The sequence below is a fragment of the Suttonella indologenes genome (assembly GCF_900460215.1).
GTDB classification, from domain to species: Bacteria; Pseudomonadota; Gammaproteobacteria; order Cardiobacteriales; family Cardiobacteriaceae; genus Suttonella; species Suttonella indologenes.
Genome location: NZ_UHIA01000004.1, coordinates 288702 through 314667 on the forward strand (window position 1 = coordinate 288702; position 25966 = coordinate 314667).

Below are 25966 nucleotides of genomic sequence, written 5' to 3' on the forward strand. Positions count from 1 at the left end.
TTAGCAAAGACATAAGTATCATTGCCATAGCCGCCATTTATAGCCGTTAAACTTTAAAACAAGACGGAATTTCCTACGAAGAGCAAAGAAAGCAAAGTTTTGAGCAAAACTCGCTACGCAGAGCCGGCGAAACTGCAAATTTCCACAAAACCAGTTACGGAGCACTCAAAATCCCCTTTTGCCTTGCCGCAGACAGCGCAGGATTTTTCGGGAACAAGCGCGTCACTGTTTGAGCGATTAACGAAGTCCGAAGCGTTTTGACGCGCGCCGAAAAATTCAAGCTGGCAAGGGAACTCCGCTACGCGGAGTTCCCTTGCCAGCACCAGCGCGGACACCATTGCCGGCATTATTGCCGATGAAGCGGCAATCGGCATGATTAACAGCAAAACCACCGCCGTGCGTATCATTCCCGTGCCGAATAAAGAGGTGGGCGAAATGGTGGAATTTGGCGGTTTGCTAGATTCTGCACCGATTATACCGGTCAAAACAGGGGATTGCAGCGTGTTTGTCAATCGTGGTGGACGCATCTCCGCGCCAGTGCAGTCTTTGAAAAATTAAAGAATTTGGCTCCAAAACTGCCGCCGCGGCAGCAGTTTTTTTATTTGTTGCAGTTGGATTGTAAATTCAAGAGTTAGAAAAATTCAAGCGAATCTTAATTTCAAAGGAATATATTTTTAGCGGAAGACGGTCAAATTTCTTTACAAAATTAACCAGTTGACTGTTTTTATAATTCGCATATTCAAAGCTAACGGCCACCATGTCGGGATACAGCCATTTGTCTGCACCGCGTTGTTTCTTGTTGCTTTGTTCGTGATAGATAGTGCGCGAAGAAGCATCGAAGGTCTGATTGCCATTAAGAAATTTGCTCAATAACGGATGCAAATCACGTTCATGAAATGAAGATGTATTAGGTTTTTCCGGAATATCTTCGGGTTCTACAGGAAGCTCAACGCCTTGATTATGACTACGGCGCGCGGACAAAAGAAAATATTTTGGTCTGCTGCCTTCTGTGTAAATCTTGCCGTCGGCTTTTTTTGCTTCGGTATATAAATTAGAGCTAATACTGTCTTGTAGTCTTTTTTCTATAGAGGCTATCCCAATAGAGTCGTCATAGGAATTAAGCTGTTTATAGAGTTGATTTTGTTGGATATATTCCCAAATGTCAAGGTGAGTTGCAGGACGGTTTAATGCTTCTAATGCCTGAATGCCCAATTCCAGATAAGATAGTTTCTTCATTTTTCGCATTTCTGTACCAGAGATTGTCAACTGTCTTATCCCTCACAACTGCTGCAATTGAGTAAATTGCGGTTGAAGTTTTGGGCGGCGCTGATGCTGTGTTGATAGTAAATGGATTTCATCCCGAGTTCCGCCGCGGTGAGATAGAGTTGATTGATGTCTCGAGTCGGTGTGTTGGGATGAATCATGACGTTGATGCTTTGCCCTTGGTCGATGTATTTCTGCCGCTGTGCCGCTTGTTGTATGACGGCTAATTGGCTGATTTCGGCGAAGGTTTTAAAGACTTCTTTTTCTTGCTCGCTGAGTTGCTCAAGATGTTGCACCGAGCCGTCGTGCAGTAGGATGCTTTCCCAAATATTGCTGCTGTTCAGTCCTTTGCTTTCCAAGAGTTTGACAAGGAATGGGTTTTTATAGGTGGTTTTGATTTTCGCCAAGTCTTTAACATGGTAGTTTGATTTAAAGGGTTCGACTGAGGGCGAGACGCTGCCTAGGATGAAGCTGCTGGATTTGGTGGGGGCGATGCTCATCAGGGTGGTGTTGCGCCGTCCGTAGCCTTGCAGTATTTCCGGCTCGCCGAATTTTGCTGCCAAGGCTTGCGAGGCGGCGAGGGTTTTGTTTTGCAGGCATTTGAAAATTTCGTTGTTTTTCTGCATGGCGGCGAAGCTGTCGAAGGCGATCATTTCCGATTGCAGGTAGCTGTGCCAGCCAAGCACGCCCAAGCCGAGTGCGCGGTGGCGTTTGGCGAAGCGGTGGGCGCGGTCGAGATAGGGAAGGTCGGCGCTTTTGTCGATGAATTCGCTCATGACGGCATCGAGGAAATAGGTTAGGGTTTCTACCGCATCCGTGTCTTTCCATTCGTTGTAATGGAGCAGGTTCATGGAGGAGAGGCAGCAGACGAAGCTTTCTTCTTCGCTGGCGGGCAGCATGATTTCCGTGCAGAGGTTGGAGGCGTAGATGGGCATGTCGCGGTCTTTATAGACTTCCGGACGTCCTGCATTGGCATTGTCTTTGAAGAAGAGGTAGGGAATGCCGCTTTCGGATTTACGTTGCAGGAGTTTTGCCCAGATGCGGCGTTTGTCGGCATCGCCGGCTTTCATGCTTTCCAGCCAGTCGTTGCCGATGCAGACGCCGTAATACATGAGTTGGATGGGGTTGCCTTCGCTGTGGATTTCCAGCCATTCTTCGATGTCGCCATGTTCGATGTCGATGTAGCCGGCGAATTGTCCTTTGCGCGAGGTGCCTTGGCTGATGACGTCGATGACGGTGTCGAATAGTTTGGTGAAGTTAAAGGAGCCGTCGGATTTGCCGTTGTTGCTGATGTCGCTGCCGCGCGGGCGGATGGCGCCGAAGTAGGCGCTGGTGCCGCCGCCGATTTTGCTCATCATGCCGACTTCCGCCGTGGTGCGCATGATGTCGTAAATGGAGTCGCCGATGAAGCTGCCGAAGCAGGAAATCGGCAATCCGCGACCCAGTCCGAAGTTCGACCAGATCGGCGAGGAGAGCGAGAAGTAGCCGCGCGCCATGTAATGATAGAATTTGTCGCCGAAAGCGAGGTCTTGCAGCAGGGCTGCGGCATGGTCGGCGATGGCGCGTATGCGCGCTTCGGGGCTTGTGCCTTCGAGGAGATAGCCGCGTTGCAAGAAGAGGCGGCTGTCGTCATTGAGCCAGTCGAAGTCTGGACGGTCTTTAGAATAAGTCATCTGCGGTAATCTGTTTGCCTTTTTTACTGTAATCGGTGCTGCGTTTGTAGAAGAAATCATGCTCTTTGCCGGAGAGGATTTCGATGTCGAACCATTCGGTTTCGCGCAGCGCTTGGGTGTCTATCAGATAGGGCGTGTTAATGCCGAGTATGCTGAGAGAGTTGTTGTAACGGTTGGTGATGTAGTTTTCCACGGTGGCGCGACTGATGAAGTCCAGGTCGCCTGCTTCAAAAATCCAATCCAAGATGCCGCGTTCGGCTTCAAGCGCTTGGTCTGCCAAGCCTTGCAGCTCGTGATAGAAATCAGGCGTGAATAAGCGCGGATGTTCGTCGTGGATGATTTGATAGAGGGCGATGCCGAAGCGGCCGTGAATTTCTTCTTCTTTCGAGGTGGCTTCCACGGCATTGGAGATGCCTTTGAACAAATTGCGGTGTTTGTTGAAAGACATAATGATGAGGAATTGCCCGAAGAGTGAAATATGCTCGACAAAAAGGGAGAACATAACTAGCGACAGAACGAAGCGTTCGCGTCCGATGTCTTTATCGCGCATGAAATCTTCCATGTAGTTAATCCGCGCCATGAGGGCGGGAATCTCGGTGATGTGGGCGAACATGTCATTCATGCCCAGTTTTTCCAGCAGGAAGGAATAGGCATCTTTATGGCGGATTTCGCTTTCGGCGAAGGTGCCGCCCACATCATCGATTTCCGGCTTGGGGAAGTAGCGGTATAAATCGCCCCAAAAGCGTTTGACGTTGACTTCCACTTGCGAGATGGCGAGCATGGCGCGCGTGAGGGCGCTGCGTTCGCGCTCGTTAATCACGGTTTTGTAGTCTTGAATATCGCTGGTGAAGTTAAATTCGGTATGCAGCCAGTAAGAATGGCGGATAGCGTCTTTAAACTCCAAGAGTTCCGGGTATTCATAGGGTTTGATTTCTAGGCGTTTTTCAAACAGATTGCGTTTTGCGGTCATAGAAAAAAGGTAGGGAATAGAAAAAACAGACCGCATTGTAGCCGTATTTGCGTTTTCTACAATCTTGACAATTGCCGGGCTTTATTTACCCTTTGGAATTACTGGAAAAATAATTTTTTCTCCACAAGATGTTGAAGGTTTTTTGTACGCCGCACTATATCTTGTGGTTTTAAGCTTGGGCGAGACGCTGTTTAAAGCGGTATTTTTGCAAGGGTTATTCGGCGCCTAATTTGTAGCGGTCGTCATGGGCGACGCAGATTGGTTCAAGGTGAATCATGATTTCGCAGGGACCGTCGAATTCAGCTGCAATCGCGATTTCCACTTCGTCATTGATACGGTGCGCCTCAAAGAGAGAAATATCATCAGGAAATTCCAAATGCATATCAATCATGCGCCAATGCGCCAATTTGCGCGCGCGCAGGCGGTGTACGCCCACAGCGCCCTCAACGCTTGCGATAGCCAGTCTGATTTTTTTCATTTCTTCAGGCGGCAAAGCCTCATCCATAAGAATGGAAATGGCGTCTTTAATAATCTGCCAAACATTGCGCAGCATAAAGAGGCTGATCAGTATGGCGAAAATAGGGTCGGCGATGGTCAATCCGAATAAACCGCTGAGAATAAGGGCGATCAATACGCCGCTATTGGTCAGCAAATCATTAAGATAATTGAGACTGTCGGCGCGCATCGATTGCGAATCGATTTGCCGCAACACATGGCGCTGATAGAGTACCAGTCCTAAAGTCATACAAATAGAGATAAGCATCACACCAATCGCTATCCAATCATTATTGAGCGCGCTGGGGCGGAAGAGGCGCGGCAGAGCGCTGACAATCAGAAATAAAGAAGAACCGGCGATAAACATTGCCTGCGTGACGGCGGAAAGACTTTCCGCTTTACCGTGACCGTAGTGATGATTGTCATCGGCTTCTTGCATGGCATAACGCACCGCAATGAGATTCACGCCGCTGGCGGCAATATCCGTAACCGAGTCCATCAAGGAAGCCAGCAAACTGACCGAATCGCTAAGCCACCATGCGGCGAATTTGAAAAGCACAAGACAGGTCGCCACGATGACCGATGCCATGCTAGCGCGTTTGAGCAAATCATGTTTTTCGGCGTAGGTCATAGTGATTCTCATCTATTGGCAAGCGGCGCATTGTAGCAAAAAAATAGCCCGCGCTAGGTGGGCTATCAAACGCAGACAAAATCCTGCAAGAAAAAACAGTATTTCACAAATCATTTTCATTTGATTTTAGCTAATTATTGCTTAATATATTGCGGCAATTCTTTAAAATAAGGAAAAGCCATGAAAACTCGTCCGCTTATCTTAAGCATCGCCCTGCTGAGTCTTGTTGCCTGCGACAGCAAACCTACCGAAAGCAGTCAATCCCAATCTAATACCGCGCCATCTCATCATGCCGCCGCTGATGCGCAACATACTCCCGCGACAGAAAAACAAGATGCCATGCCCGCTCCTAGTGCCGCAGATGTAGGGAATTTAGCGCGGGCTATGGGCGGCGGTGCGGCAGGCATCATGCCTGATGATGCACCTAAAGATAAATACGGCAAACCCTATATCATCGGCAATTTAGGCGGCGTGCCTGTCAATCTGCCGCCGACAATCGTGCGTTTTGTAGAATATACCGATTCCCCCGGCTTTAACCCGCAAGCTCTGCGCAATTTCAAACCCAGCGTACGAACTTATGACTCCATCATTACTTCTTTTGGCTTTGATTTTCGCAATCATGATAAGCAAATGTTAGACCGGCATAATGATGCTTTAGTTGAAGAAAGGAAGCAAGAATTAAAAGTCTCCCGTATACAAGATAATGATTGGATTCGAGTTAGTATTTCCGCTAAATTTGCCAATTCAAATCCTAATTTCTTAGATGATTCCGTCGCACACTATTATGAAAGAAATCCTCATCTGCCACATACCCCAATTTATCATTATTGGCAACCCAATGGTGAATATTTTCATGGCTTGCAAGTCAATATTCACCCCGGTATTGACCCTAAAACAGGTAAGGCTTGGCGGGAACATGAAGACGCTAAAGATATATTTGTTTATCGTGATAATGAAGGACGTATAAAAAGCATCATGAATTGTACTAATAAAGGTATAATTAATAGCTGCACACATCGCTTTAAATTCCCAGAAGAGATGAGTATTTTTATTAGTATTGAATACAATAGAGATAATTTACCTTCATGGCAAGAGTTAGAGAAAAATGCTATTAATATGGTGTTAGATTTTCGTAAAGATAAATAAGGAGAAATAATATGGGTGATATTTATTTAGAAAATACGGTTAAGACAGCAGTTACTATTACAGATACAAATTATTATCGGAAACTCTTAGCAAAAGGAAACTTCGATGCTATTTATCAAGGCTCTAGACTAGCAGAATCACTCTGTTAGACTAGAGTCAACAGTATTTCACAAATCATTTTCATTTGATTTTAGCTGATTATTGCTTAATATATTGCAGCAATTCTTTAAAATAAGGAAAAGCCATGAAGTTTCATCCGCTGCTTTTAAGCATCGCCCTGCTGAGTCTTGTTGCCTGCGACGGCAAGCCAGTCGAAAGCAATCAATCCCAAACCGATGCCGCGCCATCTCATCATGCTGCCGCTGATGCGCAACATACTCCCGAAACAGAAAAACAAAATGCCATGCCCGCTCCTAGTGCTGCAGATGTAGGGAATTTAGCGCGGGCTATGGGCGGCGGTGCGGCAGGCATCATGCCTGATGATGCACCTAAAGATAAATACGGCAAACCCTATATCATCGGCAATTTAGGCGGTGTGCCTGTCAATCTGCCGCCGACAATCGTGCGTTTTGTAGAATATACCGATTCTCCCGGCTTTAACCCGCAAGCCCTGCGCAATTTCAAACCCAGCGTACGAACTTATGATTCCATCATTACTTCTTTTGGCTTTGATTTTCGCAATCATGATAAGCAAATGTTAGACCGGCATAATGATGCTTTGGTTGAAGAAAGGAAGCAAGAATTAAAAGCCGCTCGCATAAAAAGTCATGATTGGATTCGAGTTAGTATTTCCGCTAAATTTGCCAATTCAAATCCTAATTTCTTAGATGATTCCGTCGCACACTATTATGAAAGAAATCCTCATCTGCCACATACCCCAATTTATCATTATTGGCAACCCAATGGTGAATATTTTCATGGCTTGCAAGTCAATATTCACCCCGGTATTGACCCTAAAACAGGTAAGGCTTGGCGGGAACATGAAAAAGCTAGAGATATATTTGTTTATCGTGATAATGAAGGACGTGTAAAAAGTATCATGAATTGTACTAATAAAGGAGTAGTTAATATTTGTGGGCATCGTTTTAATTTTCCAGATGAAATGTCTATATTTATAGAGTTATCTTACATTAGAGAAAATTTACCTTCATGGCAAGAATTAGAGAAAAATGCTATTAATATGGTATTAGGTTTTCGTAAAGACAAATAAGGAGAAATAATATGGGTGATATTTATTTAGAAAATACGGTTAAGACAGCAGTTACTATTACAGATACAAATTATTATCGGAAACTCTTAGCAAAAGGAAACTTTGATGCTATTTATCAAGATTTACAGAAAAAAGGCTTTGATAGTGCCTATTGGGCAATAAATGAATTTAATAAAGGCACTGTTTATGGTGCAAGCAACGCAATTTATTGGCGCTCGCAAACAGGTCGTGAACTTGATAATAAAACCGCACAAATCTTATATGCTACTAAAGCAGAATTTATATTAGAAGCTTTAGAAAATAGAATTGAAACGCATGGTTCTGTCACTACAGATTTAAATTATGAAGAATATACAGGAGCTAATCATAAAGCTCATGATGTTCATGGTTTTAATGGAATTAAAACCATTCATGATATTCCTTATGAAATTAATGCGGCGCTATATGGAAAAAGTCATGCAGATAAACATTTTGCTCAAAGTATAAATCTTAATATTCCTGATTTTACAGAAACTATTGCTAAACAAGATGCAATTAATGCGGCAGTTATCAAGGGGCAAATAGAATCAAGCAAAAGCAATCCTGGAAGTATGTTTGGAATAGGTGTATTGCACTTTGGCGTTCCTCCTTCTTGGATATTAAATAAAGAAACCTTAGAACAAGAACATATCACTAAAATCATGAAGCAAAATATTGATGAGTTGTCAAATTTATCTCAAATCTTGCAAGACCATGATAAAAAAATAGAGCATGCTAAATGGCTTGTGGAACTTAGCCAGCAAGCTCTTGATTATCAAATTTCATCTTTTAATAATAGTAAAATTCAAGTAGCGAATTCTTTTTTCAAAGAATCATCTCTTGCAATATTAAGAGATACTTTAGAAAAGCACCAACAAAATTTTCATAAGTTGTTACAAGAAACTGCCGAAATCACAGGTCTTAGCACTAATCAGTTAAAAGAAATATATTATTATGAAAATAATCTTGGTTCATCTTTTGAAAGAAATTGGACGGCTTTTTCTTATAGTGAAACTGGTCAAAAGTTAGGGAATTTTGCCAATTTAGCAAGTATAGGACTTGGCGCATCTAGCATTAGCAATGCTTTTAAAGTACCCTCTATGATTAATAAGTTTTCTGCCATGATTTCTACAATAGGTGTAAAACAATCTGCAGAAGTCATTTTAAATAAAGAAAGTTCTGCAAATGATATATTTTCACCTATTCGCACTGCTTTAATAGGTATTTATGCAAGTAAGCTCCCTAAAGATAAAGAAGATCTTATTAATGCGCTTAATGCTATGTATGATGGACTAAAAAATATTTCTCCTATAGAAGATGATAAAGATATTTCTAATATAGAAAAATTAGCTAAAGAGACTAACATTGATCCTGAAATCATCAGCAGCATATTGATTTCTACAATTGCCAAAATTAGTGCTCATTCTATAGGCACTACAGGAATAATAATAAATGGCTTGATCAATATTATGAATAATCTCAACCCCACCCTCGACGAAGCCGAGCAAGCCTCTTGTCCGATTATCATAGACATGAACGGAGACGGCATTCATTCCGGCAAACTCGCTACAGGCAGTGAAAAAGCAATCCATTTCGACCTTGACGGCAATGGTTTTGCCGAGAAAACCGCTTGGATTAATACTTCCGATGCCTTCTTAGTGCTGGATAAAAACGCTAATGGCAAGATAGATAACGGCAAAGAGCTCTTCGGTAATCATACGCTTGACGAAAAAGGCAATAAATCTTTTGCCGACGGTTACGCTGCCCTTGCCGCTTATGATGAGAATAAAGACGGCAAAATTGATGCGCAAGACAGCATTTATGCACAATTAGCCCTATGGCAGGATAAAAACCAAAACGGCATCAGCGAAGAAGGAGAAATCATCAGCCTTGCCGAGGCAGGCATCAGCAGTATTGATTTACATGTTCAAACGCTGAAAGAACGTGATGTTAACGGCAATATCATTACCCATCGCGGCAGCGTACGTTTTGCCGACGGTCGCGAACATATCGCCGAAGACGTATGGTTTCAAATCAATCCCGCACAAACGCGCTATGTCGGCGATGTGCGGCTTTCTCCCGAGCAGGCGGCGGAATTGCTGTCATTGCCGAACGTGCGGGGTTTTGGCAATGTCATGGATTTGCATCTTGCGATGAGCCAAGATGCGCTGCTCAAAGAAAAAGTGCAGGCGTATTTGCAGGCTGCGCCCGAAGCACAAGAGGATTTGCTAAAAGCCTTGATTTACCGCTGGACGGGTAGCGAAAATGTGGCAAGCGGCAGCCGTGGCGATCATATTGACGCAAGAACGTTAGTCGCACTAGAAGCGCTGACAGGCAAGGCTTTTAGACAAAACGGTTCGCGCCCCAATCCTAACCACAACGCCGCTCCGCATCTGAAAAAAGCATTTGCGGAATTTGCCGACTATACCCATGCTTGGCTGATGCTTTACAGCAAAGCCCATCAGGAAACCGCTTTACACTTTTGGCAAGTGATGAGCCGGCAATCGCAAAATAAAGACGGCATAGATTGGAAAGACTTTGCCGATCATCTGCAATCTCTACAGGCACAAGACAACAGCGCCGAAGCTAAAGCCGCTTATCGCATGATGAACGGTTTATTTACCTACTCTTCAGCTTATCAAAATAGCCTCAGCGATTATTTGATGGAGCATAGCGACGAATACGGCGCACTCTTTGCCGCCGAAGTGGTCATTCCTAGCATCAGCGGCGATGAGCAAAACAATACGCTTAAGGGCACAGAGAAAAACGATATTCTCTACGGCAAAGCAGGCAATGATACGCTTAACGGCGGTTCCGGAAACGATGTTTTAGACGGCGGCACAGGTAATGATCGTTTAGAAGGCGGTGCAGGTAATGACACTTACGTCTTCTCCAAAGGACATGGACAAGATGTGATTTATGATCCGCATAATAATGCTGATGACCGTATTATTTTCACTGACCTAAAAAGAGAAGAAGTGATCTTCCGCCAAGAAGGCTATCATCTCATCATGCAAAGCAGTGAGACAGACTCCGTCAAAATCTACGACTTTTTCTATGGCGATGCTTATAAAATCGAACATTTCCAATTTGCCGATCAGTCTTTCTCTCTTGAAGACTTAATGACAAAAGGTTTGCTGATTCACGGCACAGAAGCAAATGATACCTTCCAATATTGGCGCGGCAAAGCAGAAGTCTATGCCGGAGCCGGAAACGACACCCTGCACGGTGCGGATAAAGATGATGTGCTGTACGGAGAAGACGGAGACGATAAACTTTACGGCAAAGGCGGTAACGACCGCTTAATTGGCGGTGCGGGTAATGACTACCTAGAAGGCGGTGCAGGTAATGACACTTACGTCTTCTCCAAAGGACATGGACAAGATGTGATTTATGATCCGCATAATAATGCTGATGACCGTATTATTTTCACTGACCTAAAAAGAGAAGAAGTGATCTTCCGCCAAGAAGGCTATCATCTCATTATGCAAAGCAGTGAGACAGACTCCGTCAAAATTACAAACTTTTTCCATAGCGATGCTTATAAAATCGAACATTTCCAATTTGCCGATCAGTCTTTCTCTCTTGAAGACTTAATGACAAAAGGTTTGCTGATTCACGGCACGGAAGCAAATGATACCTTCCAATATTGGCGCGGCAAAGCAGAAGTCTATGCCGGAGCCGGAAACGACACCCTGCACGGTGCGGACAAAGACGATGTGCTGTACGGAGAAGACGGAGACGATAAACTGTACGGCAAAGGCGGTAACGACCGCTTAATTGGCGGTGCTGGCAATGATCGTTTAGAAGGCGGTGTCGGTAATGACACTTACGTCTTCTCCAAAGGACATGGACAAGATGTGATTCATGATCCGCATAATGATGCTGATGACCGTATTATTTTCACTGACCTAAAAAGAAAAGAAGTGATCTTCCGCCAAGAAGGCTACCATCTCATTATGCAAAGCAGTGAAACAGACTCCGTCAAAATCTACGACTTTTTCTATGGCGATGCTTATAAAATTGAACATTTCCAATTTGCCGATCAGTCTTTCTCTCTTGAAGACTTAATGACAAAAGGTTTGCTGATTCACGGCACGGAAGCAAATGATACCTTCCAATATTGGGGAGGCAAAGCAGAAGTCTATGCCGGAGTCGGAAACGACACCCTGCACGGTGCGGACAAAGACGATGTGCTGTACGGAGAAGACGGAGACGATAAACTTTACGGCAAAGGCGGTAACGACCGCTTAATTGGCGGTGCGGGTAATGACTACCTAGAAGGCGGTGCAGGTAATGACACTTACGTCTTCTCCAAAGGACATGGACAAGATGTGATTCATGATCCGCATAATGATGCTGATGACCGTATTATTTTCACTGACCTAAAAAGAAAAGAAGTGATCTTCCGCCAAGAAGGCTACCATCTCATTATGCAAAGCAGTGAAACAGACTCCGTCAAAATCTACGACTTTTTCTATGGCGATGCTTATAAAATTGAACATTTCCAATTTGCCGATCAGTCTTTCTCTCTTGAAGACTTAATGACAAAAGGTTTGCTGATTCACGGCACGGAAGCAAATGATACCTTCCAATATTGGGGAGGCAAAGCAGAAGTCTATGCCGGAGTCGGAAACGACACCCTGCACGGTGCGGACAAAGACGATGTGCTGTACGGAGAAGACGGAGACGATAAACTTTACGGCAAAGGCGGTAACGACCGCTTAATTGGCGGTGCGGGTAATGACTACCTAGAAGGCGGTGCAGGTAATGACACTTACGTCTTCTCCAAAGGACATGGACAAGATGTGATTTACGACTACCAAACCACGGCGAATAGTGACACCATCCAGTTTACCGACTTGAATCGAAACGCAGTGATCTTCCGCCAAGAAGGCTATCATCTCATCATGCAAAGCAGTGAAACAGACTCCGTCAAAATTACAAACTTTTTCCATAGCGATGCTTATAAAATTGAACATTTCCAATTTGCCGATCAGTCTTTCTCTCTTGAAGACTTAATGACAAAAGGTTTGCTGATTCACGGCACGGAAGCAAATGATACCTTCCAATATTGGCGCGGCAAAGCAGAAGTCTATGCCGGAGCCGGAAACGACACCCTGTACGGTGCGGATAAAGACGATGTACTGTACGGAGAAGACGGAGACGATAAACTGTACGGCAAAGGCGGTAACGACCGCTTAATTGGCGGTGCTGGCAATGATCGTTTAGAAGGCGGTGTCGGTAATGACACTTACGTCTTCTCCAAAGGACATGGACAAGATGTGATTCATGATCCGCATAATGATGCTGATGACCGTATTATTTTCACTGACCTAAAAAGAGAAGAAGTGATCTTCCGCCAAGAAGGCTATCATCTCATCATGCAAAGCAGTGAAACAGACTCCGTCAAAATTACAAACTTTTTCCATAGCGATGCTTATAAAATCGAACATTTCCAATTTGCCGATCAGTCTTTCTCTCTTGAAGACTTAATGACAAAAGGTTTGCTGATTCACGGCACGGAAGCAAATGATACCTTCCAATATTGGCGCGGCAAAGCAGAAGTCTATGCCGGAGCCGGAAACGACACCCTGCACGGTGCGGACAAAGACGATGTGCTGTACGGAGAAGACGGAGACGATAAACTGTACGGTAATGGCGGTAATGATCGTTTATATGGTGGCGATGGAGCGGATTATCTCTATGCCGGCGCGGGGGATGATGTCTTAAGCGGCGGCAAAGGCGCGGATCGTTTGCACGGCGATGCCGGTGCGGATGTGTTTGTGTTTGATGTGGCTGATGATGCGGTCGATATTATTGAAGATTTCAATGTTCAGGAAGATAAAATTGCTTTGAGCCGAGAGGTGTTTTCTGCTTTGGGCGAGCAGCTTAAGGCGGAGGCTTTTGCTTTAGGCACTCAAGCCGATACGCAGGAACAGCGCGTATTGTTTGATGTGAAGACAGGATCTTTGCTTTATGACGCTGACGGTTCGGGCGTAATAGCGGCTCAGCATGTGGCGACGCTGCGCGGTTCGGCTTTATATGCTTTAAGTCATGAACATTTTGAGATTGTGTAGATTCGGCATTTAGAAAAAAAGCGGCATTTGCCGCTTTATATAGTTAATTCATACAGCACAACATATGACTTTTGTGTATCGGCTTAATCACATGAATAAACTAAGGTTTCAATTGTTTGTTGACTATATTATTTCAGCTACAGAAAAAATAGCCCGCACTAGGCGGGCTATCAGCACAATCAAGGTTTAGTTTTTGATTGGGCTTGGCGGAACGACTTGTTCCATCAGGTCGTTATCCCATTTGCCATCCACGCGAATTTGCGAAATCGCGCCGAAGTTCAGGGCTTCAATCAGGTTGTGGCTGAGGTAAACGTAGGTGCCGGGTTGTTTGAAGGTGTACATGGCTGCGCCTGCCGAACCTGCCGCAATGACCCAAGTTTCCAAATCGTGTGCCGGTGCGTCTGCCAAATTACCGCGTTCCCAGACGTATTCGCCGTGTCCGCCGATTAAGTGCGGATAGCTTTGGCGGTTAGCTTGTGAGTGGTAAAGCATGACGGTTTCGCCGACTTTTGAAGTCATGGCATTGTCGCCGAGCAATTGTCCTTTGGTTTCGCCGAAGACAATATGGCTGGGAATTAAGGTGTCCATGGCGCGTTTGTCGTCCGCATAAGAAGCGGCGGCATTGTCAAAGCGTATGAATTCGCCTTTTTCGTTCTTAGGAATGTAGTAATCCTGTTCGCCGATATAGTAAGCGCGGTCGTATTTCAGAGGATTACCGTCTTTGTCTTTCAAGCCTTCTTTAGGTAAGACGGTAATCGCGCCGTTCATGCCGTGTACGACGTGCCAAGGAATCATCGCGCCGCCCGGTGCGCAGTGGTAAATGAATACGCCCGGTTTAATGGCTTTCCAACGCAATACGACTTCTTGACCGGGGGCTACGTTGGTTAATTCGCCGCCGCCCAAAGCACCGGTTGAGGCGTGGAAGTCGATGTTGTGCACCAGTTTGTTGGTTTCGGCGTTTTTCAGGGTCAGCTCTACATAGTCGCCTTCATGCACCACCATCATCGGGCCGGGAACCGCGCCGTCAAAGGTGAAGGCCCACATAAACACACCGGGCTCGACTTCGATTTCTTTTTCCTGAATGGTCATGGTGTATTTGACCAGACGCGGCTTGGCAGGCGCTTCCAGGCTGTGCTCTTGCACCAGCGGCGCAGGCAGAAGTTTCGGGGTAACGACTTCTAAAGCTTCGATATCTGCTTGTTTGCCGACTTCATAGCCTTCTAAACCGCCGGTGTGCGTGCTTGCGGTGTCTGCTAATACGCCGGTGCTTAATGATGCCACTGTCATCGCTAAGAATAGCTTTTTCATGATTTTCTCCTTACGAGTTGGTTAAGAGCTTTCATTTTACAAGTCTGCCGATTTAGCGCCTTGACTTGCGTCAATTTTGTTAAAAATTTTTGACAAAAAGTTTGTGAAAAATACTTGTCTATTTGTTTTTGTGATTATTGTCATGTTAGTAAAGATTATTTTTTATAACAGAAAGATGGCTGTGCTGTCTTTATGATAATGAGTAATTAAAAAGCAGCACTTGGCGGTGCTGCTGAGGCTTAATAACAGATCGTGTTGGCGGTATTCATGCGGATACGCCCGACTTCGGCGATGCCGCTTAAGGGAATGTCGGACAGGCGGACTTGGCGTTGCAAATCGAAGATGCCGAGTTTGTTGCTGCGCGCCGTGCCGAAAAGCAGGGTTTTGCTGTCGCCGCTGACCCAAACGTCATTGACGTTTTCTTCATAGCCGAAGGAGATGACTGTGCCTTTGTCCATGTCTTCAAAAGGATAAATGCCGAGGTTTTGGTCGCCTGCTACAATCAGGTATTGGTCGAGCCAGCCGGTGCGGAAGCGGTTGGGCGGGAAGGATATTTGATATTCCATCGGTTCGTCGCTTTTGTCCAAATCATAGATTTTCAAATTGCCGCGTTTGTCACCGAAGATGACGTGGCGCGTGCCGTTATCGACATAAGGCTCTACCATGGCTTCATTTAAATGGCGGGAATCGTGCATTTTGCCGGTGCGGATGACTTTGCCGCTGTCATTGAAGTAAATGAAGCCTTCATCGGCATAATAGGTGTTAAAGGCAATGACTTTGTCTTCAAAACTGGGCGCGCCCATGCCGAAGCCTTTGTCGCCTTCCATAGTGATTTCCGACCAGCCTTCCTGCGGTTTGTCGAGGCGGTAGCGGTAAATAATCGGCGTGTTTTCCTGCATTACCCACACGGTGCGGCTATAGATGCTGAAGACGATGTTGTAGCGCGTGTAAAGGCTTTGGAAGTCTTTTTCAATCACATTGAGTTCGCCGCTGGCAAAGTCTAAGACCGCGATGTTTTTAAACAGCACGACTAAGATTTTGCTGCTGTTGGGGATAAAAATCAGGCGGTAAGCGGTGCTGGGCGTAGGATGGCGTTTGATTTCGCGTGTTTTTAAATTGAAAGTGTAAACGGCTCTGTCGATGCGGTCGCTGAAAGCCAAATAATGTGAATCGGTGCTAGAGGCGAAGACTTTTGCTTGCACGGGCAGATTGAGCAAATCAATCTGTTTTTGCTCGGCAAGGTCGACCACGGCAATTGCGGGCACTGCTGTGCCGGCAATAAAGGCGTGGCGGGTCGGGTTGTATAAATCGACTTTGGATTGTTCTTGCGCGGGCGTTTGCCAAGCGGCAAGGGCAAGAATCAGCGTGCAGAGACGAAGAAAGGTATTCATATCACTTATCACTCCTATTGCTGTTCACGGGCGGCGATACTGGCTTCGATGCCTGCCAGCAATTGCTTGTGTCCGCTTTGATAATCAAAGATATCTAATAATTCGCCTTCTTTATCCAAGAGATAAATCAATGTGGAATGAAAGACGACATAAGGTTTGTCGCTGGGCAGATTGTCGTATTCCGCTTTTTTGCCGTCAATTTGATAGCCGTAAGTGGCATTGAAATTCTCGACGGCTTGGTCGATTGCCGCCCGCTCGCCGCCTAAGGCGAGGATGCGTTTGTCAAAATAGCCGGTGTATTTTGCAAGCGTTTCAGGCGTGTCACGATGCGGGTCGATAGTGATGAAAATAGCTTGCAGACGTTCGGGCTGCTGCATATTTGCCAACACTTGTTTGAAATCAAACAAAGTGGTGGGGCAAACGTCCGGACAATGGGTAAATCCAAAGGCAATTAGTTGATATTGCTCGGGGAAATCTTTTTGTGTGACGGTCTTGCCTGTCTGATCGATCAATGCGTATTCATAAGTCGGGGCGGCAATCGCGCTTACTGCGGCGAAAGCGGCAAGGCAGAAGAATTTGTTCAGATAATGTTTCATAGTCGGCTCCTCTTATTAAAATGAAAGGCATTATAATCGCTTACGCAGCAATCATTTGCCTTGATATATGTCAAGAAAGTAAAAAATAAGCAGTATTTACGGTATTTTTTTGATGTATGAAATGAGAATAATCCTTGTATAATGTCAGCTTCATTAATAAAAGGATAGAAAATGAAGAAATATCTCTTAGCATTGGGACTGAGCCTTGCGGTTTTGCCTGCTTATGCTGCCAAACCGGCATTTTTCGGCTATGGCGATCATATCAAGCGCGTAGCGGATTTGCCGGATATCGAAGAACTGAAGGTGCAAGGCAGATACGTGGATATCGGTTATTGCTATAAGCAGTTGAGCATTATGTTTATTCCTGTGTGGAACTGGGAAGAACGCTATTGCGGCTATGTTGACGAGAATACCTATAGCGATGTGGGCAAGGAAGATTTGCTGGAGATTAGCAAGGCATTGAATGCCGATACTTCTTGGGATGACGGCAAATCTAAATTGAGCATGTGGGAGCGCGTTTGGGGCAAATTGGCATTTGCCGGTGTGTTGCTGCTGTTTATGTTATTTAATCTCTTGAAATCCAATAAATCCGAAGGCGAATAAAAACGTTTTTGAAATCTGATGCCATACAGCCATTGCGATGAATGCGCAATGGCTGTATGTATTTGTAGTCGCTTACAATCACAATGATACGGCATTGCCTTGCCGTATGCTCTGTACGGCTTGCGCTTTGCCGTCTTGTCTTATTTTGATTTTAACCGACTTATCTTAAAGACCTAAGCCGATGCCGATGCCCATATTGCGGTGTCCGCCACCAATGCCGACGCTAACGCCGTGATAGCCGCCGAATCCGAATCCGCTGCCCATAAGACCATGAAAACCGTGATGCCGCCAGCGTTCCGGATCGCGGTCGCAGGGGGCTTGCAAGATAACGGGCGTGGCTTTGTAAATGCCGCGCATATTCAGATAACATTGCACAAAATCATTTACATAAGGGCTCATGCTGGGAGAGATATAGCGCGTACGGGTCACGGCTTCCACAATTTCAAAATGCCCGTCGGGATAAATGGCGACCAGCGCATCGCGCCCGATTAGCCGCGCTTTGCGCCATTGCGCGATGCTGTTATCCGTGCTGGCGTCCAAATAATGTTCCACATGATAATTGCGCTCTTGCCCGATGGTGCTGCTGCAAGCGGTAAGCAGGGCACTAAGGAGTAATAGGCTGATTTTCTGCATGATGCTCCTAGTATGGGCAGGGAATGCGGCGGCTGTAAATCCGTCCGTGCCGACGGATGTTTTGTGTGCAGTCGCCGAGGTAAATAGTGCCGCGGCTAATGGTGGTATTGCCGTCGCTGTAAACGCGGCGGCTGTCTCGGGGGTAGTCGTAAACATATACTGGTGGCGGCGCGGGGCTGTGTATGAGAACGGCGCCTTGCGAACCTTGTACGGCAAGGCTGCCCGAGACCGGCGGTAAACCCATGTGGCTGTAGCTTCCCGAGTTGGTTTCGCTGATACTGTTGCCGCTATGGGAGAAATGCACGGTGTTTTGATTGTGATAGCTGCCTTGGGCAAGGCAGCCTGTCAGACATAGCGGGATTAGCCACAGGGCTTTAGAGTTGCGCATTTTCTTTCAGGGCGTAAATGCCCGGCAGGTGGCGCAGATAGCCGTGATAATCCATGCCGCAGCCGAAAATGTAGCGGTCGGCAACGTCTGTTCCGACAAAATCGATTTGGAAATCAGGCACTTTTCGATTGTGGATTTTGTTAATCAATGTGCAGGTGGAAAGGGTTTCGGGCTGCTGCGCTTTGAGTTCGTCATAGACGGCTTTCAGGGTAATGCCTTCGTCGAAAATATCGTCGATGAGTAGAACGTGTTCGTCTTTCACATTGACGCTGGGGCGCATTTTCCAAATCAGTTCTTTGCCGCCGACATTGTCGCGGTAGCGCGTGGCGTGCAGATAATCCATGCGGTGATAAAAGCTCAGGCGCGTGAGCAATTGTCCCGCGGGAATCAGTCCGCCGTTCATCACGACCATGACAATCGGGTTCAAGCCTGCATAATGCAGATTGAGTTGCGCCGCAAGGCGGTCGTAAGCGGCATTGATTTCGCCGGCGCTAATCAGGCATTCGCTGTGGCGAAGGACGTTTTCTAATTCTTTATTGGTTAAATTTTTCATCAATAATTCCTTACTATTTGAAATATTTCTCTTTTATAAAGGATAATGTGTGAAGGAGGTCTAATCTCCTCCTGTTCAGGCAACATCTAGAGCGGGGCTTTATTTGTTGTTCTGTGTGTTGAACAAACATAGGCTTAATAGGTCAGGGTGCGGACATTGGGACTCATGATTTCGCCGATGATGTAACCGCTGCTTACGGTTTCGCTCACTTCGGCAATTAAATCTTTTTCATTCCAAACTTGGGTGACAAATTTGCTTACTTTAAATACCACGCCGTTTTGATAGGCTTCTTTGATTAAATCGTAAATGGTTTCGTCAGGTTTGCGCTGCGAGGAGATTTTATTCGCCGCGCCGCGCATGGCGAGTTCGCCGGCGCGACCGGCCAAAATCACTTCTACACGGTAATCCATCGATGCGGCAACAGTGGCATGGTAAATCGGCTCAACCAATTCCGCGCTCGATTCCAAAGAGCTGTTTAAAATAATGACGACAAGTTTATCAGCCATAAGATGGTCCTAAAAAAGAGGGCGTATTATGCCATAGCTAGGGCGCGTGCGTGATGACGGCGGTAAATTTCTTCCGCGGCGGCATAATCTTGTGCCAGTCGCTCGGCAGGCAGCACTCGGGCACGCAGTGCCTGCAAGCGCGCTTTGCTGCGCTCGGGCTGCGGCAGATGCAGTGCTTGCGCCAGCGCGCTGTTTATATCGGCAAAAGTATTGCAAATCATCGCCGCATCCGCACCGGCATCTAATGCCGCCTGCACGCGTTCAGCAGGATTGGTGAAAAATTTTGCGCCTGCCATGTCCAAATCATCACTGATAATCGCGCCTTCAAAGCCCATATCGCGCAAAGATTGCAGGCAGAGGGCGGAAAATCCCGCCGGTTTGTCGTCTTCGGGCAGCATAATATGCGCGCTCATAATCGCCTCGACGCCGTCTTGGATATTGGCGTAAAAAGGGAAGCGGTCCGCCTCGCGCAGCGCATACTCGCGCCTATCGCAGGGTAGCATCAGATGGGAATCGCCTTGCACGCGCCCATGACCGGGATAATGTTTGCCGACTGCCGCCATGCCCATCTGCCGCAAACCGCGGCGCAAAGCGCAAGACAATAGCGCTACCGCCGCAGGCTCGGCATGAAAGGCGCGGTTGCCGATGACATCGGACTGCGCATCTTGCAAATCCAGCACCGGCGCGAAGCTGAAATCAATATCTGCGCGGCGCAATTCATACCCCATAATTGCTCCTGCCGCCTGTGCCCATTCGCAGGCACCCTGCGGCGCATGATCAAAATAGCGTCCGAAAGCGGCGGCTTCAGGGAGATGCGTAAATTCATGACGAAAACGCTGCACGCGTCCGCCTTCATGATCCACCGCAATCAACAGCTCCGCACGGATAGCCCGGATAGCGGCGGTTAAGGCGCACAGCTGCGCCAAATCTTCAAAATTGCGCGTGAATAAAATTACGCCTGCTGTCTGAGGATGGTGCAACCGAGCCTCATCCGCCGCCTGCAACTGCTTACCCTCAATACCGATCAATAAAGCCATCTCTGTCTCTTAAGAAAAATTTGCGTCAGTGTAGCATGCCGCACAAGCAAAACTGTGCCGTTTACGCTATCATACGCGCCGCATAGTATAGTCGGAGAAGTGAAGCAGTAGTACAAGGCGGCGAGCCGCAGACAGTACAAAAGCGTACGGCAAGGTGAGCCAACACCGTAATACTTTTTCAATTCTTCGACTATAGAGAAATCTTAGATACGGAGAGGCTAATGGCGACCATCTTTTGCCAAAAATTACAACGCGAAGCAGAACAATTACCGCGCAAACCCATTCCGGGCGAGATCGGCGAACGCGTATTTCAGCACATATCGAAAGAGGCTTGGGAATTATGGCTCAAGCAGCAAACCATGCTGATTAACGAATACCGCCTCTCTTCTTTCGAGCCGGAAACCAAAGCCTTTTTGCGCGAAAAAATGGAGGCTTTTTTATTCGGCGATGAAAACGTCAGCCCGCAGGAATATCGTCCGCAATAGGCTTTAGCCGCAAAGATGCAAAAATTTTTAAAAAGCGCTTGACGGCATCGGCAAAATACGGTTTAATGCGCGCCTTCTTAAACGGCCAAGTAGCTCAGTCGGTAGAGCAGCGGATTGAAAATCCGCGTGTCGGTGGTTCGATTCCGCCCTTGGCCACCATTAGTTTTAATTGACTTTATACAGAGGTACGGCATGTCACGCATTTGTCAGGTAACCGGTAAACGTCCCTTAGTCGGGAACACGGTTTCACACGCAAACAACAAAGCGAAACGCCGTTTTCTTCCGAATATCCAAGAACACCGTTTTTGGGTGGAGAGCGAAAACCGTTTCGTCAAACTGAAAGTCTCTGCCAACGGTATGCGCATTATTGACAAGCGCGGTATTGATGCAGTATTAACAGAAATCCGCGCCCGCGGCGAAAAAGTGTAAGGACGTTAATCATGGCTAAAAAAAATGTTCGTGAGAAAATCCGCCTCGTATCTTCAGAAGGTACAGGTCATTTCTACACTACCACTAAAAATAAACGCAATATGCCGGAAAAAATGGAAATCAAAAAATTTGATCCGGTAGCGCGTAAACATTGCATTTATAAAGAAGCGAAAATCAAATAAGGTTTTACTTCTTGAGGAAAGCCCGCTTTTAAGCGGGTTTTTTTATAGTCTCTTAATTTCAAAATGCGGTTATTCCGCGCTTCTTCTGACAAAATGCGCATCTTTAAGTCTTATTTTGAAGTTAAGGTACTTTTTTAGTCGAGTGATTGTCATTCTATGAGCGAAATCCTACTGCAACTACACCGCATTCAGCACCGCCACGGCAATAAAAGCGTCTTAAAAAACGCGGATTTGCAGATCGCGCGCGGCGAAATCGTGGCATTGATTGGGGAAAACGGCGCAGGCAAAAGTACGCTGTTATCCATTGCGGCGAATTTGCAGAAACCGCAAGCAGGGCGGCGCCAATATGCGCAGCCGATGCTGCGCATTGTATGGCTGGGCGATAAACCTGCTTTATATCCCGATTGGACGGTGGAAACCTTTATTCATTGCAGCGCCGATTGCCAAGCGGTGGCAGATGCCAAAGCGGCGGCATTGGCGGCGGTTGCCGCCTGCGGCTTGGAAAGCGTTTTAACAACGCCCTGCAAACATCTTTCGCACGGCTTTCGTCAGCGTGTTGCCTTAGCCGGCGCTTTAGCGGCGCGCCCCGATTTATTGTGCCTTGACGAGCCGGGTAATGGTTTGGATATGGGGCAGAAATTGGCGCTGCGCACCATCTTGCGGCAGGTGGCGCAGTCTGCCGGCGTATTGCTAGTGCATCATGATTTGGAAGAAGTCGTGGCATTAGCAGATAGGGTTTATGCCTTGCAGCAGGGCTATTGCTTGGCATTGCCTTTGCCGGCGAAAGAGGAATGCTGGCTATGGTGCGAATGGGAAACTGCCGAGCAGGCGCAAAGCTGTCTTGATGCTCAGCAGCGCTTGGGCTCTTGCAGCGGTTATCTTTTTACAGATACGCAGGCGCGGGCGGAAAAAATGCAGCAATTAAGCCGGCAAACGGGTTTGCAGCGCATGAGCTTTCATTATCCGGCGGCGGCTTTGCAGGCGCAAAGAGAGGCATTGCTTGTGCCGGAGGCGCTTGAGACGGAACAGGGGAGGGCGTCATGAATCCTTTATGGCGTAAGGAATGGCATTTGCAATCTAGTCTTGCCGCTTTATGGCTGCGATTAGGCTTGTGGCTGGCTTTGGCTTTGTTTTTTCTCTCGGCTTATCAACAATATCAATCTTTGGCTTTGCAATTGGCGCAGTTGGAAAATCGCCGCGGCGCAACGCAGATGCTGCTGCTGCCGGTGAATCAGCTTTTGCTCAATGCGATGTTGCTGTGGACGGTGTTTTTCGGCGCACGCGCTTTGGCGCAGGAATACGAATGGCAGACCCTGCCTTTTGCCGGTGCGGCTGTTTTGTGGCGCAAAGCGCTGATTTTATGGTTGAATGTGATGTTGCTAAGCCTGCCTTTTTGGTTGTCGGTCGGCTTTTTGGGACTGAAGACCGATTGGGATAAGGGTTTGCTTTACGGCATAGCGGCGGCGCAAATTTTCTTGAGTCTCTATGCTTTGGCGCTGGTGTGGCTTTTAAGTCTGCGCCTGCGTCATAGCGTAACCACCGCTTTGGCGGCGGCGGTGCTGCTTTTATTGCTGTGGCTGTCGCCTTTATTGGTTTACGAGCCGGCGCCGGCGGCGGATATTGTGCGATGGCTCTCGCCTTTTTCGCATGCGGCTTTGTTTACGCAGGGAGTTTTTCATGTGCAGACGGCAGTTTTTGTCTTGCTGCATGTCTTGTTTTTTGGCTCTTGCTTTATATTGATGCAACAGGAGAATCGATGATGATGGAATTTTGGCAGGCTTATGCCTTGTTTTTCGCTAAGGGCTTGACGGCGGTGGTATTGCTGATTGTGTTAGTGGCGGCGGTGGTGGCGCTGAAAGGCGGCGATGACGATGATGAGGAGAATAAGCTCAAAATCACTTCTCTTAACGATACGTTCATCAATTGGCGCGAGCAGCTGTATGCGCAGATGCTGGATAAAAAGGCATGGAAGGCGCGTGAAAAAGCGCTGAAAAAAGCGGAAAAAGCCCAAGATGAGGCGGAAAAGCCGCGTTTGTTTGTGTTGGATTTTGACGGCGATGTGGAAGCCTCTGCGGTGGCGGATTTGCGCGATCATATTTCTACCATTCTGCAAGTGGCGGAAAAGACAGATAAAGTCTTGCTGCGTTTGGAAAGCGGCGGCGGTTTTGTGCATAGCTACGGGCTGGCGGCTTCGGAATTGGCGCGTTTGCGTGCTAAGGAATTGTCGTTGGTGGTGGCGGTGGATAAAATCGCGGCAAGCGGCGGTTATATGATGGCTTGCGTGGGTACGGAAATTATCGCCGCGCCTTTTGCCATTATCGGTTCGGTGGGTGTGATTGGGGCAGTGCCGAATTTCCATGAATTGCTGAGCCGCAACCATATTCAATATGAGCAACACACCGCCGGCGAGCATAAGCGCAATTTGACTGTCTTTGGCAAAAATACCGATGAAGACCGCGCGCAATTCAAAAAAGAATTGGCGGAAACGCATGATTTATTTAAAAATCACATTGCCGCTATGCGCCCGCAATTGGACGTGGAAGCGATTGCCACCGGCGAGACATGGTACGGCAGTCAGGCATTGGCAAAAGGCTTGATTGACCGCGTGCAGGTCAGCGACGATTATTTGTTGGAACATATCGACAGCCACCAGATTTGGCAGATTAGCTATGAGGCGAACGAATCCTTTATCGAGCGCATAAAAGGTCATATTTTCGGACAATGGGGACGCGCCCAAGCCAGCGCGCCTTTAAAAAGCCGTTTTCGTTAAGACAAGGAGCAGATGATGAGCATTCAAGACTTAAAACCCGCAGGATTGTGGCACTATTTTTATCAATTGACGCAGATTCCGCGCCCTTCGCATCAAGAAACGGCGGTGCAGGATTTCGTATTGGCGGAAGCGGCGCGATTGGGCTTGTGGGCGGAGCGCGATGCCGCCGGCAACGTCTTGGTACGCAAAGCGGCAAGCGCCGGCAAAGAACAGGTTAAAGGTGTGATTTTACAAAGCCATTTGGATATGGTGGCGCAGAAAAACCAAGACAGTTCCCATGATTTCAGCCGCGATCCGATTCAAGCCTATATTGACGGCGAATGGGTTAAGGCACGCGGTACGACTTTAGGCGCGGATAACGGCATCGGCGCGGCGGCAGCCTTGGCGATATTGGCGGATAATTCCCTCAGTCATGGGCCGATTGAAGCTCTCTTTACCGCGACTGAAGAAACCGGTATGGACGGCGCCAAAGGTTTGCAGGGCGGTTGGCTGCAAGGCGATTATCTGCTGAATTTGGACAGCGAAGAATTGGGCGAAATCTGCATCGGCTGTGCAGGCGGCGTGGACGGCAGCTTCAGTCTGCCGCTGGCATTTGCTCCCAATACGCAGGCGGGCTTCCAATTGCAAGTGCGCGGTTTGAAAGGCGGACATTCCGGCATCGACATCCACAAGCAGCGCGGCAATGCGATTAAAATTCTATTGCGCCTGCTGCGTAAACTTTCAGACAACATTCAGATTGCCGAAGTGGGCGGCGGCAGTTTGCGCAACGCCATTGCGCGCGAAGCGCAGGCGGTCTTTGCTTCGGCGCTTTCTCAAGCACAATTGCAGGCGCAGATTGATGAGCTTATTCCTGCCATTAAACGTGCTTTGGCGGCGGATGAACAAACATTGCGCATCGAACTCAGCCCTGTTGCACAACCGGCGCAAGTCTGGACGACGGCAACGCAGGAAAATCTGCTGCGCACTCTGTATTTATGCCCGAACGGCGTGGATCGCATGAGCATGGCGGTGGCGGGCTTGGTGGAAACCTCGACCAATCTTGCCAAAATCAGCTGCGAACATGATCAATTACAAGTGCATTGCCTGCTGCGCTCTTTAGACGATGCGGCGCGTGACGATTTGGCGGAGCGCATGGCGGATCTCTTCCGCTTGGCGGGCGGCAGCGCGGTATTAAGCGGTACTTATCCCGGCTGGCAACCTGCGCCCAGCTCGGCAATTAGTGATGTACTCTCGCGCGAAGGTGAAAAACTCTTAGGCAAAACGCCGCTGATTACCGTCATTCATGCAGGACTGGAATGCGGCTTATTGGCGCAGTATTATCCGCATTGGCAAATGGCATCCTTCGGTCCGACGATAGAAATGCCGCATTCCCCTGATGAACGCGTGCATATTGAAAGCGTGGCGCAATTTTGGCAATGGCTGGTCAATACCTTGGCTGCGGTGGAATGATTTGAGCTTATCGTCGAAGAATAGAAAACTATAGTTTCTTCAGATTAAAAGGATACGCTTTAACCTGAAGAAACTATACGATAATTGCCGGCTCGCCGCTTTGTGTAAATGTCTGCCTCTCCGACGATTTAAGATAACCATTGCGTCGTC

General features: G+C 47.3%; 28 protein-coding genes, 1 tRNA gene and 1 pseudogene. 15 read left to right on the forward strand and 15 right to left on the reverse strand.

The features are described 5' to 3' along the window. Positions 1-113 precede the first annotated feature (113 nt). Positions 114-374, reverse strand: coding sequence for a hypothetical protein (locus tag DYC63_RS05430; RefSeq protein ID WP_115218306.1), 261 nt, complete (start codon positions 372-374; stop codon positions 114-116). Here DYC63_RS05430 and DYC63_RS05435 point away from each other — a divergent pair. Then, positions 322-558 (forward strand): annotated as a pseudogene (locus tag DYC63_RS05435) (DUF711 family protein); the annotation flags it as partial. The gene DYC63_RS05430 and the pseudogene DYC63_RS05435 sit on opposite strands and share 53 nt — an antisense overlap. A gap of 66 nt (positions 559-624) precedes the next feature. On the opposite strand, the gene DYC63_RS05440 reads toward DYC63_RS05435, so the two are convergent. The 3 genes from DYC63_RS05440 to DYC63_RS05450 are packed head-to-tail and all read right to left on the reverse strand — an operon-like array spanning position 625 to position 3906. Beyond that, entirely contained in the window at positions 625-1266 is a 642-nt protein-coding gene (locus DYC63_RS05440; protein WP_174892111.1) for a hypothetical protein, read from the reverse strand. Between the two features lie 5 nt (positions 1267-1271). After that, positions 1272-2936, reverse strand: coding sequence for a ribonucleoside-diphosphate reductase subunit alpha (locus DYC63_RS05445; protein ID WP_115218307.1), 1665 nt, complete (start codon positions 2934-2936; stop codon positions 1272-1274). Beyond that, positions 2923-3906: a ribonucleotide-diphosphate reductase subunit beta gene (locus DYC63_RS05450; RefSeq protein ID WP_115218308.1), complete on the reverse strand. Its 984-nt coding sequence runs from the start codon at positions 3904-3906 to the stop codon at positions 2923-2925. Before DYC63_RS05450 ends, DYC63_RS05445 begins: the two co-directional genes overlap by 14 nt. A gap of 64 nt (positions 3907-3970) precedes the next feature. Here DYC63_RS05450 and DYC63_RS12600 point away from each other — a divergent pair, with 64 nt between their 5' ends. Further along, complete coding sequence (locus DYC63_RS12600; protein WP_172459432.1) at positions 3971-4135, forward strand: hypothetical protein; 165 nt, start codon at positions 3971-3973, stop codon at positions 4133-4135. Here the strand turns inward: DYC63_RS12600 and DYC63_RS05455 are convergent. Then, positions 4121-5032, reverse strand: coding sequence for a cation diffusion facilitator family transporter (locus DYC63_RS05455; RefSeq protein WP_147284931.1), 912 nt, complete (start codon positions 5030-5032; stop codon positions 4121-4123). The two genes, DYC63_RS12600 and DYC63_RS05455, sit on opposite strands and share 15 nt — an antisense overlap. Positions 5033-5212: 180 nt before the next feature. On the opposite strand from DYC63_RS05455, the gene DYC63_RS05460 reads away from it, so the two are divergent. The 3 genes from DYC63_RS05460 (at position 5213) to DYC63_RS05465 (ending at position 7388) form a co-directional block, all read left to right on the forward strand. Then, entirely contained in the window at positions 5213-6178 is a 966-nt protein-coding gene (locus DYC63_RS05460) for a hypothetical protein (protein WP_115218310.1), read from the forward strand. 11 nt (positions 6179-6189) lie between these two features. After that, the gene (locus DYC63_RS12605; protein WP_172459433.1) at positions 6190-6327 is read left to right on the forward strand and encodes a hypothetical protein; all 138 of its coding nucleotides are present in this window, start codon (positions 6190-6192) and stop codon (positions 6325-6327) included. A 95-nt stretch (positions 6328-6422) separates the two neighbouring features. After that, entirely contained in the window at positions 6423-7388 is a 966-nt protein-coding gene (locus DYC63_RS05465; protein WP_115218311.1) for a hypothetical protein, read from the forward strand. Positions 7389-8424: 1036 nt separating this feature from the next. Here DYC63_RS05465 and DYC63_RS12610 read toward each other — a convergent pair. Both DYC63_RS12610 and DYC63_RS12615 read right to left on the reverse strand, forming a co-directional pair. Further along, positions 8425-8568 carry a hypothetical protein gene (locus DYC63_RS12610; protein WP_172459434.1) on the reverse strand — a complete coding sequence of 48 codons (144 nt, stop codon included), beginning with the start codon at positions 8566-8568 and terminating at the stop codon, positions 8425-8427. A gap of 63 nt (positions 8569-8631) precedes the next feature. Beyond that, the gene (locus tag DYC63_RS12615) at positions 8632-8817 is read right to left on the reverse strand and encodes a hypothetical protein (protein WP_172459435.1); all 186 of its coding nucleotides are present in this window, start codon (positions 8815-8817) and stop codon (positions 8632-8634) included. Between the two features lie 58 nt (positions 8818-8875). On the opposite strand from DYC63_RS12615, the gene DYC63_RS05470 reads away from it, so the two are divergent. Then, positions 8876-13486, forward strand: coding sequence for a calcium-binding protein (locus DYC63_RS05470; protein ID WP_172459436.1), 4611 nt, complete (start codon positions 8876-8878; stop codon positions 13484-13486). Between the two features lie 186 nt (positions 13487-13672). On the opposite strand, the gene nirK is transcribed toward DYC63_RS05470, so the two are convergent. From nirK to DYC63_RS05485, 3 genes are all read right to left on the reverse strand, one after another. Then, positions 13673-14794, reverse strand: coding sequence for a copper-containing nitrite reductase (nirK, locus tag DYC63_RS05475; protein ID WP_115218313.1), 1122 nt, complete (start codon positions 14792-14794; stop codon positions 13673-13675). Between the two features lie 239 nt (positions 14795-15033). After that, complete coding sequence (locus DYC63_RS05480) at positions 15034-16185, reverse strand: YncE family protein (RefSeq protein ID WP_115218314.1); 1152 nt, start codon at positions 16183-16185, stop codon at positions 15034-15036. A 14-nt stretch (positions 16186-16199) separates the two neighbouring features. Further along, positions 16200-16781 carry an SCO family protein gene (locus tag DYC63_RS05485; protein WP_115218315.1) on the reverse strand — a complete coding sequence of 194 codons (582 nt, stop codon included), beginning with the start codon at positions 16779-16781 and terminating at the stop codon, positions 16200-16202. Positions 16782-16952: 171 nt separating this feature from the next. On the opposite strand from DYC63_RS05485, the gene DYC63_RS05490 reads away from it, so the two are divergent. Further along, positions 16953-17384 (forward strand): hypothetical protein, encoded by a 432-nt coding sequence (locus DYC63_RS05490; protein WP_115218316.1) that lies wholly within the window; start codon positions 16953-16955, stop codon positions 17382-17384. Positions 17385-17549: 165 nt separating this feature from the next. Here the strand turns inward: DYC63_RS05490 and DYC63_RS05495 are convergent, their stop codons facing one another. The 5 genes from DYC63_RS05495 to nagZ form a co-directional block, all read right to left on the reverse strand. Then, on the reverse strand, positions 17550-18017 hold the full coding sequence (locus DYC63_RS05495) for a hypothetical protein (RefSeq protein WP_115218317.1): 468 nt from the start codon (positions 18015-18017) through the stop codon (positions 17550-17552). A gap of 7 nt (positions 18018-18024) precedes the next feature. Continuing rightward, on the reverse strand, positions 18025-18405 hold the full coding sequence (locus DYC63_RS12375) for a hypothetical protein (protein ID WP_147284932.1): 381 nt from the start codon (positions 18403-18405) through the stop codon (positions 18025-18027). Continuing rightward, on the reverse strand, positions 18392-18958 hold the full coding sequence (locus DYC63_RS05505; protein WP_115218319.1) for a hypoxanthine-guanine phosphoribosyltransferase: 567 nt from the start codon (positions 18956-18958) through the stop codon (positions 18392-18394). The genes DYC63_RS12375 and DYC63_RS05505 overlap by 14 nt, the downstream gene beginning before the upstream one ends. A gap of 134 nt (positions 18959-19092) precedes the next feature. Next, positions 19093-19464 carry a DsrE family protein gene (locus DYC63_RS05510; protein WP_115218320.1) on the reverse strand — a complete coding sequence of 124 codons (372 nt, stop codon included), beginning with the start codon at positions 19462-19464 and terminating at the stop codon, positions 19093-19095. A gap of 26 nt (positions 19465-19490) precedes the next feature. Beyond that, positions 19491-20501, reverse strand: coding sequence for a beta-N-acetylhexosaminidase (gene nagZ, locus DYC63_RS05515; RefSeq protein WP_115218321.1), 1011 nt, complete (start codon positions 20499-20501; stop codon positions 19491-19493). Positions 20502-20722: 221 nt separating this feature from the next. Here nagZ and DYC63_RS05520 point away from each other — a divergent pair, with 221 nt between their 5' ends. The 8 genes from DYC63_RS05520 (at position 20723) to DYC63_RS05555 (ending at position 25816) form a co-directional block, all read left to right on the forward strand. Continuing rightward, entirely contained in the window at positions 20723-20986 is a 264-nt protein-coding gene (locus DYC63_RS05520) for an oxidative damage protection protein (RefSeq protein WP_115218322.1), read from the forward strand. Positions 20987-21069: 83 nt separating this feature from the next. Beyond that, positions 21070-21145 (forward strand) — tRNA-Phe (locus DYC63_RS05525). A gap of 33 nt (positions 21146-21178) precedes the next feature. Next, positions 21179-21415 carry a 50S ribosomal protein L28 gene (rpmB, locus tag DYC63_RS05530; protein ID WP_115218323.1) on the forward strand — a complete coding sequence of 79 codons (237 nt, stop codon included), beginning with the start codon at positions 21179-21181 and terminating at the stop codon, positions 21413-21415. An 11-nt stretch (positions 21416-21426) separates the two neighbouring features. Further along, positions 21427-21597 carry a 50S ribosomal protein L33 gene (gene rpmG, locus DYC63_RS05535; protein ID WP_072576824.1) on the forward strand — a complete coding sequence of 57 codons (171 nt, stop codon included), beginning with the start codon at positions 21427-21429 and terminating at the stop codon, positions 21595-21597. Between the two features lie 156 nt (positions 21598-21753). Continuing rightward, complete coding sequence (locus tag DYC63_RS05540) at positions 21754-22641, forward strand: ATP-binding cassette domain-containing protein (protein ID WP_115218324.1); 888 nt, start codon at positions 21754-21756, stop codon at positions 22639-22641. Next, positions 22638-23357 carry a hypothetical protein gene (locus DYC63_RS05545; RefSeq protein WP_115218325.1) on the forward strand — a complete coding sequence of 240 codons (720 nt, stop codon included), beginning with the start codon at positions 22638-22640 and terminating at the stop codon, positions 23355-23357. The genes DYC63_RS05540 and DYC63_RS05545 overlap by 4 nt, the downstream gene beginning before the upstream one ends. Then, positions 23324-24367, forward strand: a complete 1044-nt coding sequence (gene sohB, locus DYC63_RS05550) for a protease SohB (protein WP_245888048.1) — start codon at positions 23324-23326, stop codon at positions 24365-24367. Before DYC63_RS05545 ends, sohB begins: the two co-directional genes overlap by 34 nt. Positions 24368-24382: 15 nt before the next feature. Next, positions 24383-25816: an aminoacyl-histidine dipeptidase gene (locus DYC63_RS05555; protein WP_115218326.1), complete on the forward strand. Its 1434-nt coding sequence runs from the start codon at positions 24383-24385 to the stop codon at positions 25814-25816. Positions 25817-25966 lie beyond the last annotated feature (150 nt).

What these genes read in the sequence shown, in the direction of transcription:
- DYC63_RS05510 (WP_115218320.1), bottom strand. Translation starts at nt 19,464, where the DNA reads ATGGCTGATAAACTTGTCGTCATTATTTTAAACAGCTCTTTGGAATCG.
- DYC63_RS12610 (WP_172459434.1), bottom strand. Translation starts at nt 8,568, where the DNA reads ATGACTTCTGCAGATTGTTTTACACCTATTGTAGAAATCATGGCAGAA.
- DYC63_RS05520 (WP_115218322.1), top strand. Translation starts at nt 20,723, where the DNA reads ATGGCGACCATCTTTTGCCAAAAATTACAACGCGAAGCAGAACAATTA.
- nagZ (WP_115218321.1), bottom strand. Translation starts at nt 20,501, where the DNA reads ATGGCTTTATTGATCGGTATTGAGGGTAAGCAGTTGCAGGCGGCGGAT.
- rpmB (WP_115218323.1), top strand. Translation starts at nt 21,179, where the DNA reads ATGTCACGCATTTGTCAGGTAACCGGTAAACGTCCCTTAGTCGGGAAC.
- DYC63_RS05460 (WP_115218310.1), top strand. Translation starts at nt 5,213, where the DNA reads ATGAAAACTCGTCCGCTTATCTTAAGCATCGCCCTGCTGAGTCTTGTT.
- DYC63_RS05555 (WP_115218326.1), top strand. Translation starts at nt 24,383, where the DNA reads ATGAGCATTCAAGACTTAAAACCCGCAGGATTGTGGCACTATTTTTAT.
- DYC63_RS05545 (WP_115218325.1), top strand. Translation starts at nt 22,638, where the DNA reads ATGAATCCTTTATGGCGTAAGGAATGGCATTTGCAATCTAGTCTTGCC.
- nirK (WP_115218313.1), bottom strand. Translation starts at nt 14,794, where the DNA reads ATGAAAAAGCTATTCTTAGCGATGACAGTGGCATCATTAAGCACCGGC.
- DYC63_RS05450 (WP_115218308.1), bottom strand. Translation starts at nt 3,906, where the DNA reads ATGACCGCAAAACGCAATCTGTTTGAAAAACGCCTAGAAATCAAACCC.
- DYC63_RS05495 (WP_115218317.1), bottom strand. Translation starts at nt 18,017, where the DNA reads ATGCAGAAAATCAGCCTATTACTCCTTAGTGCCCTGCTTACCGCTTGC.
- DYC63_RS05490 (WP_115218316.1), top strand. Translation starts at nt 16,953, where the DNA reads ATGAAGAAATATCTCTTAGCATTGGGACTGAGCCTTGCGGTTTTGCCT.
- DYC63_RS05540 (WP_115218324.1), top strand. Translation starts at nt 21,754, where the DNA reads ATGAGCGAAATCCTACTGCAACTACACCGCATTCAGCACCGCCACGGC.
- DYC63_RS05505 (WP_115218319.1), bottom strand. Translation starts at nt 18,958, where the DNA reads ATGAAAAATTTAACCAATAAAGAATTAGAAAACGTCCTTCGCCACAGC.
- DYC63_RS05445 (WP_115218307.1), bottom strand. Translation starts at nt 2,936, where the DNA reads ATGACTTATTCTAAAGACCGTCCAGACTTCGACTGGCTCAATGACGAC.
- DYC63_RS12375 (WP_147284932.1), bottom strand. Translation starts at nt 18,405, where the DNA reads ATGCGCAACTCTAAAGCCCTGTGGCTAATCCCGCTATGTCTGACAGGC.
- DYC63_RS05470 (WP_172459436.1), top strand. Translation starts at nt 8,876, where the DNA reads ATGAATAATCTCAACCCCACCCTCGACGAAGCCGAGCAAGCCTCTTGT.
- DYC63_RS05480 (WP_115218314.1), bottom strand. Translation starts at nt 16,185, where the DNA reads ATGAATACCTTTCTTCGTCTCTGCACGCTGATTCTTGCCCTTGCCGCT.
- DYC63_RS05485 (WP_115218315.1), bottom strand. Translation starts at nt 16,781, where the DNA reads ATGAAACATTATCTGAACAAATTCTTCTGCCTTGCCGCTTTCGCCGCA.
- DYC63_RS12605 (WP_172459433.1), top strand. Translation starts at nt 6,190, where the DNA reads ATGGGTGATATTTATTTAGAAAATACGGTTAAGACAGCAGTTACTATT.
- DYC63_RS05455 (WP_147284931.1), bottom strand. Translation starts at nt 5,032, where the DNA reads ATGACCTACGCCGAAAAACATGATTTGCTCAAACGCGCTAGCATGGCA.
- DYC63_RS05465 (WP_115218311.1), top strand. Translation starts at nt 6,423, where the DNA reads ATGAAGTTTCATCCGCTGCTTTTAAGCATCGCCCTGCTGAGTCTTGTT.
- rpmG (WP_072576824.1), top strand. Translation starts at nt 21,427, where the DNA reads ATGGCTAAAAAAAATGTTCGTGAGAAAATCCGCCTCGTATCTTCAGAA.
- DYC63_RS05430 (WP_115218306.1), bottom strand. Translation starts at nt 374, where the DNA reads ATGCCGATTGCCGCTTCATCGGCAATAATGCCGGCAATGGTGTCCGCG.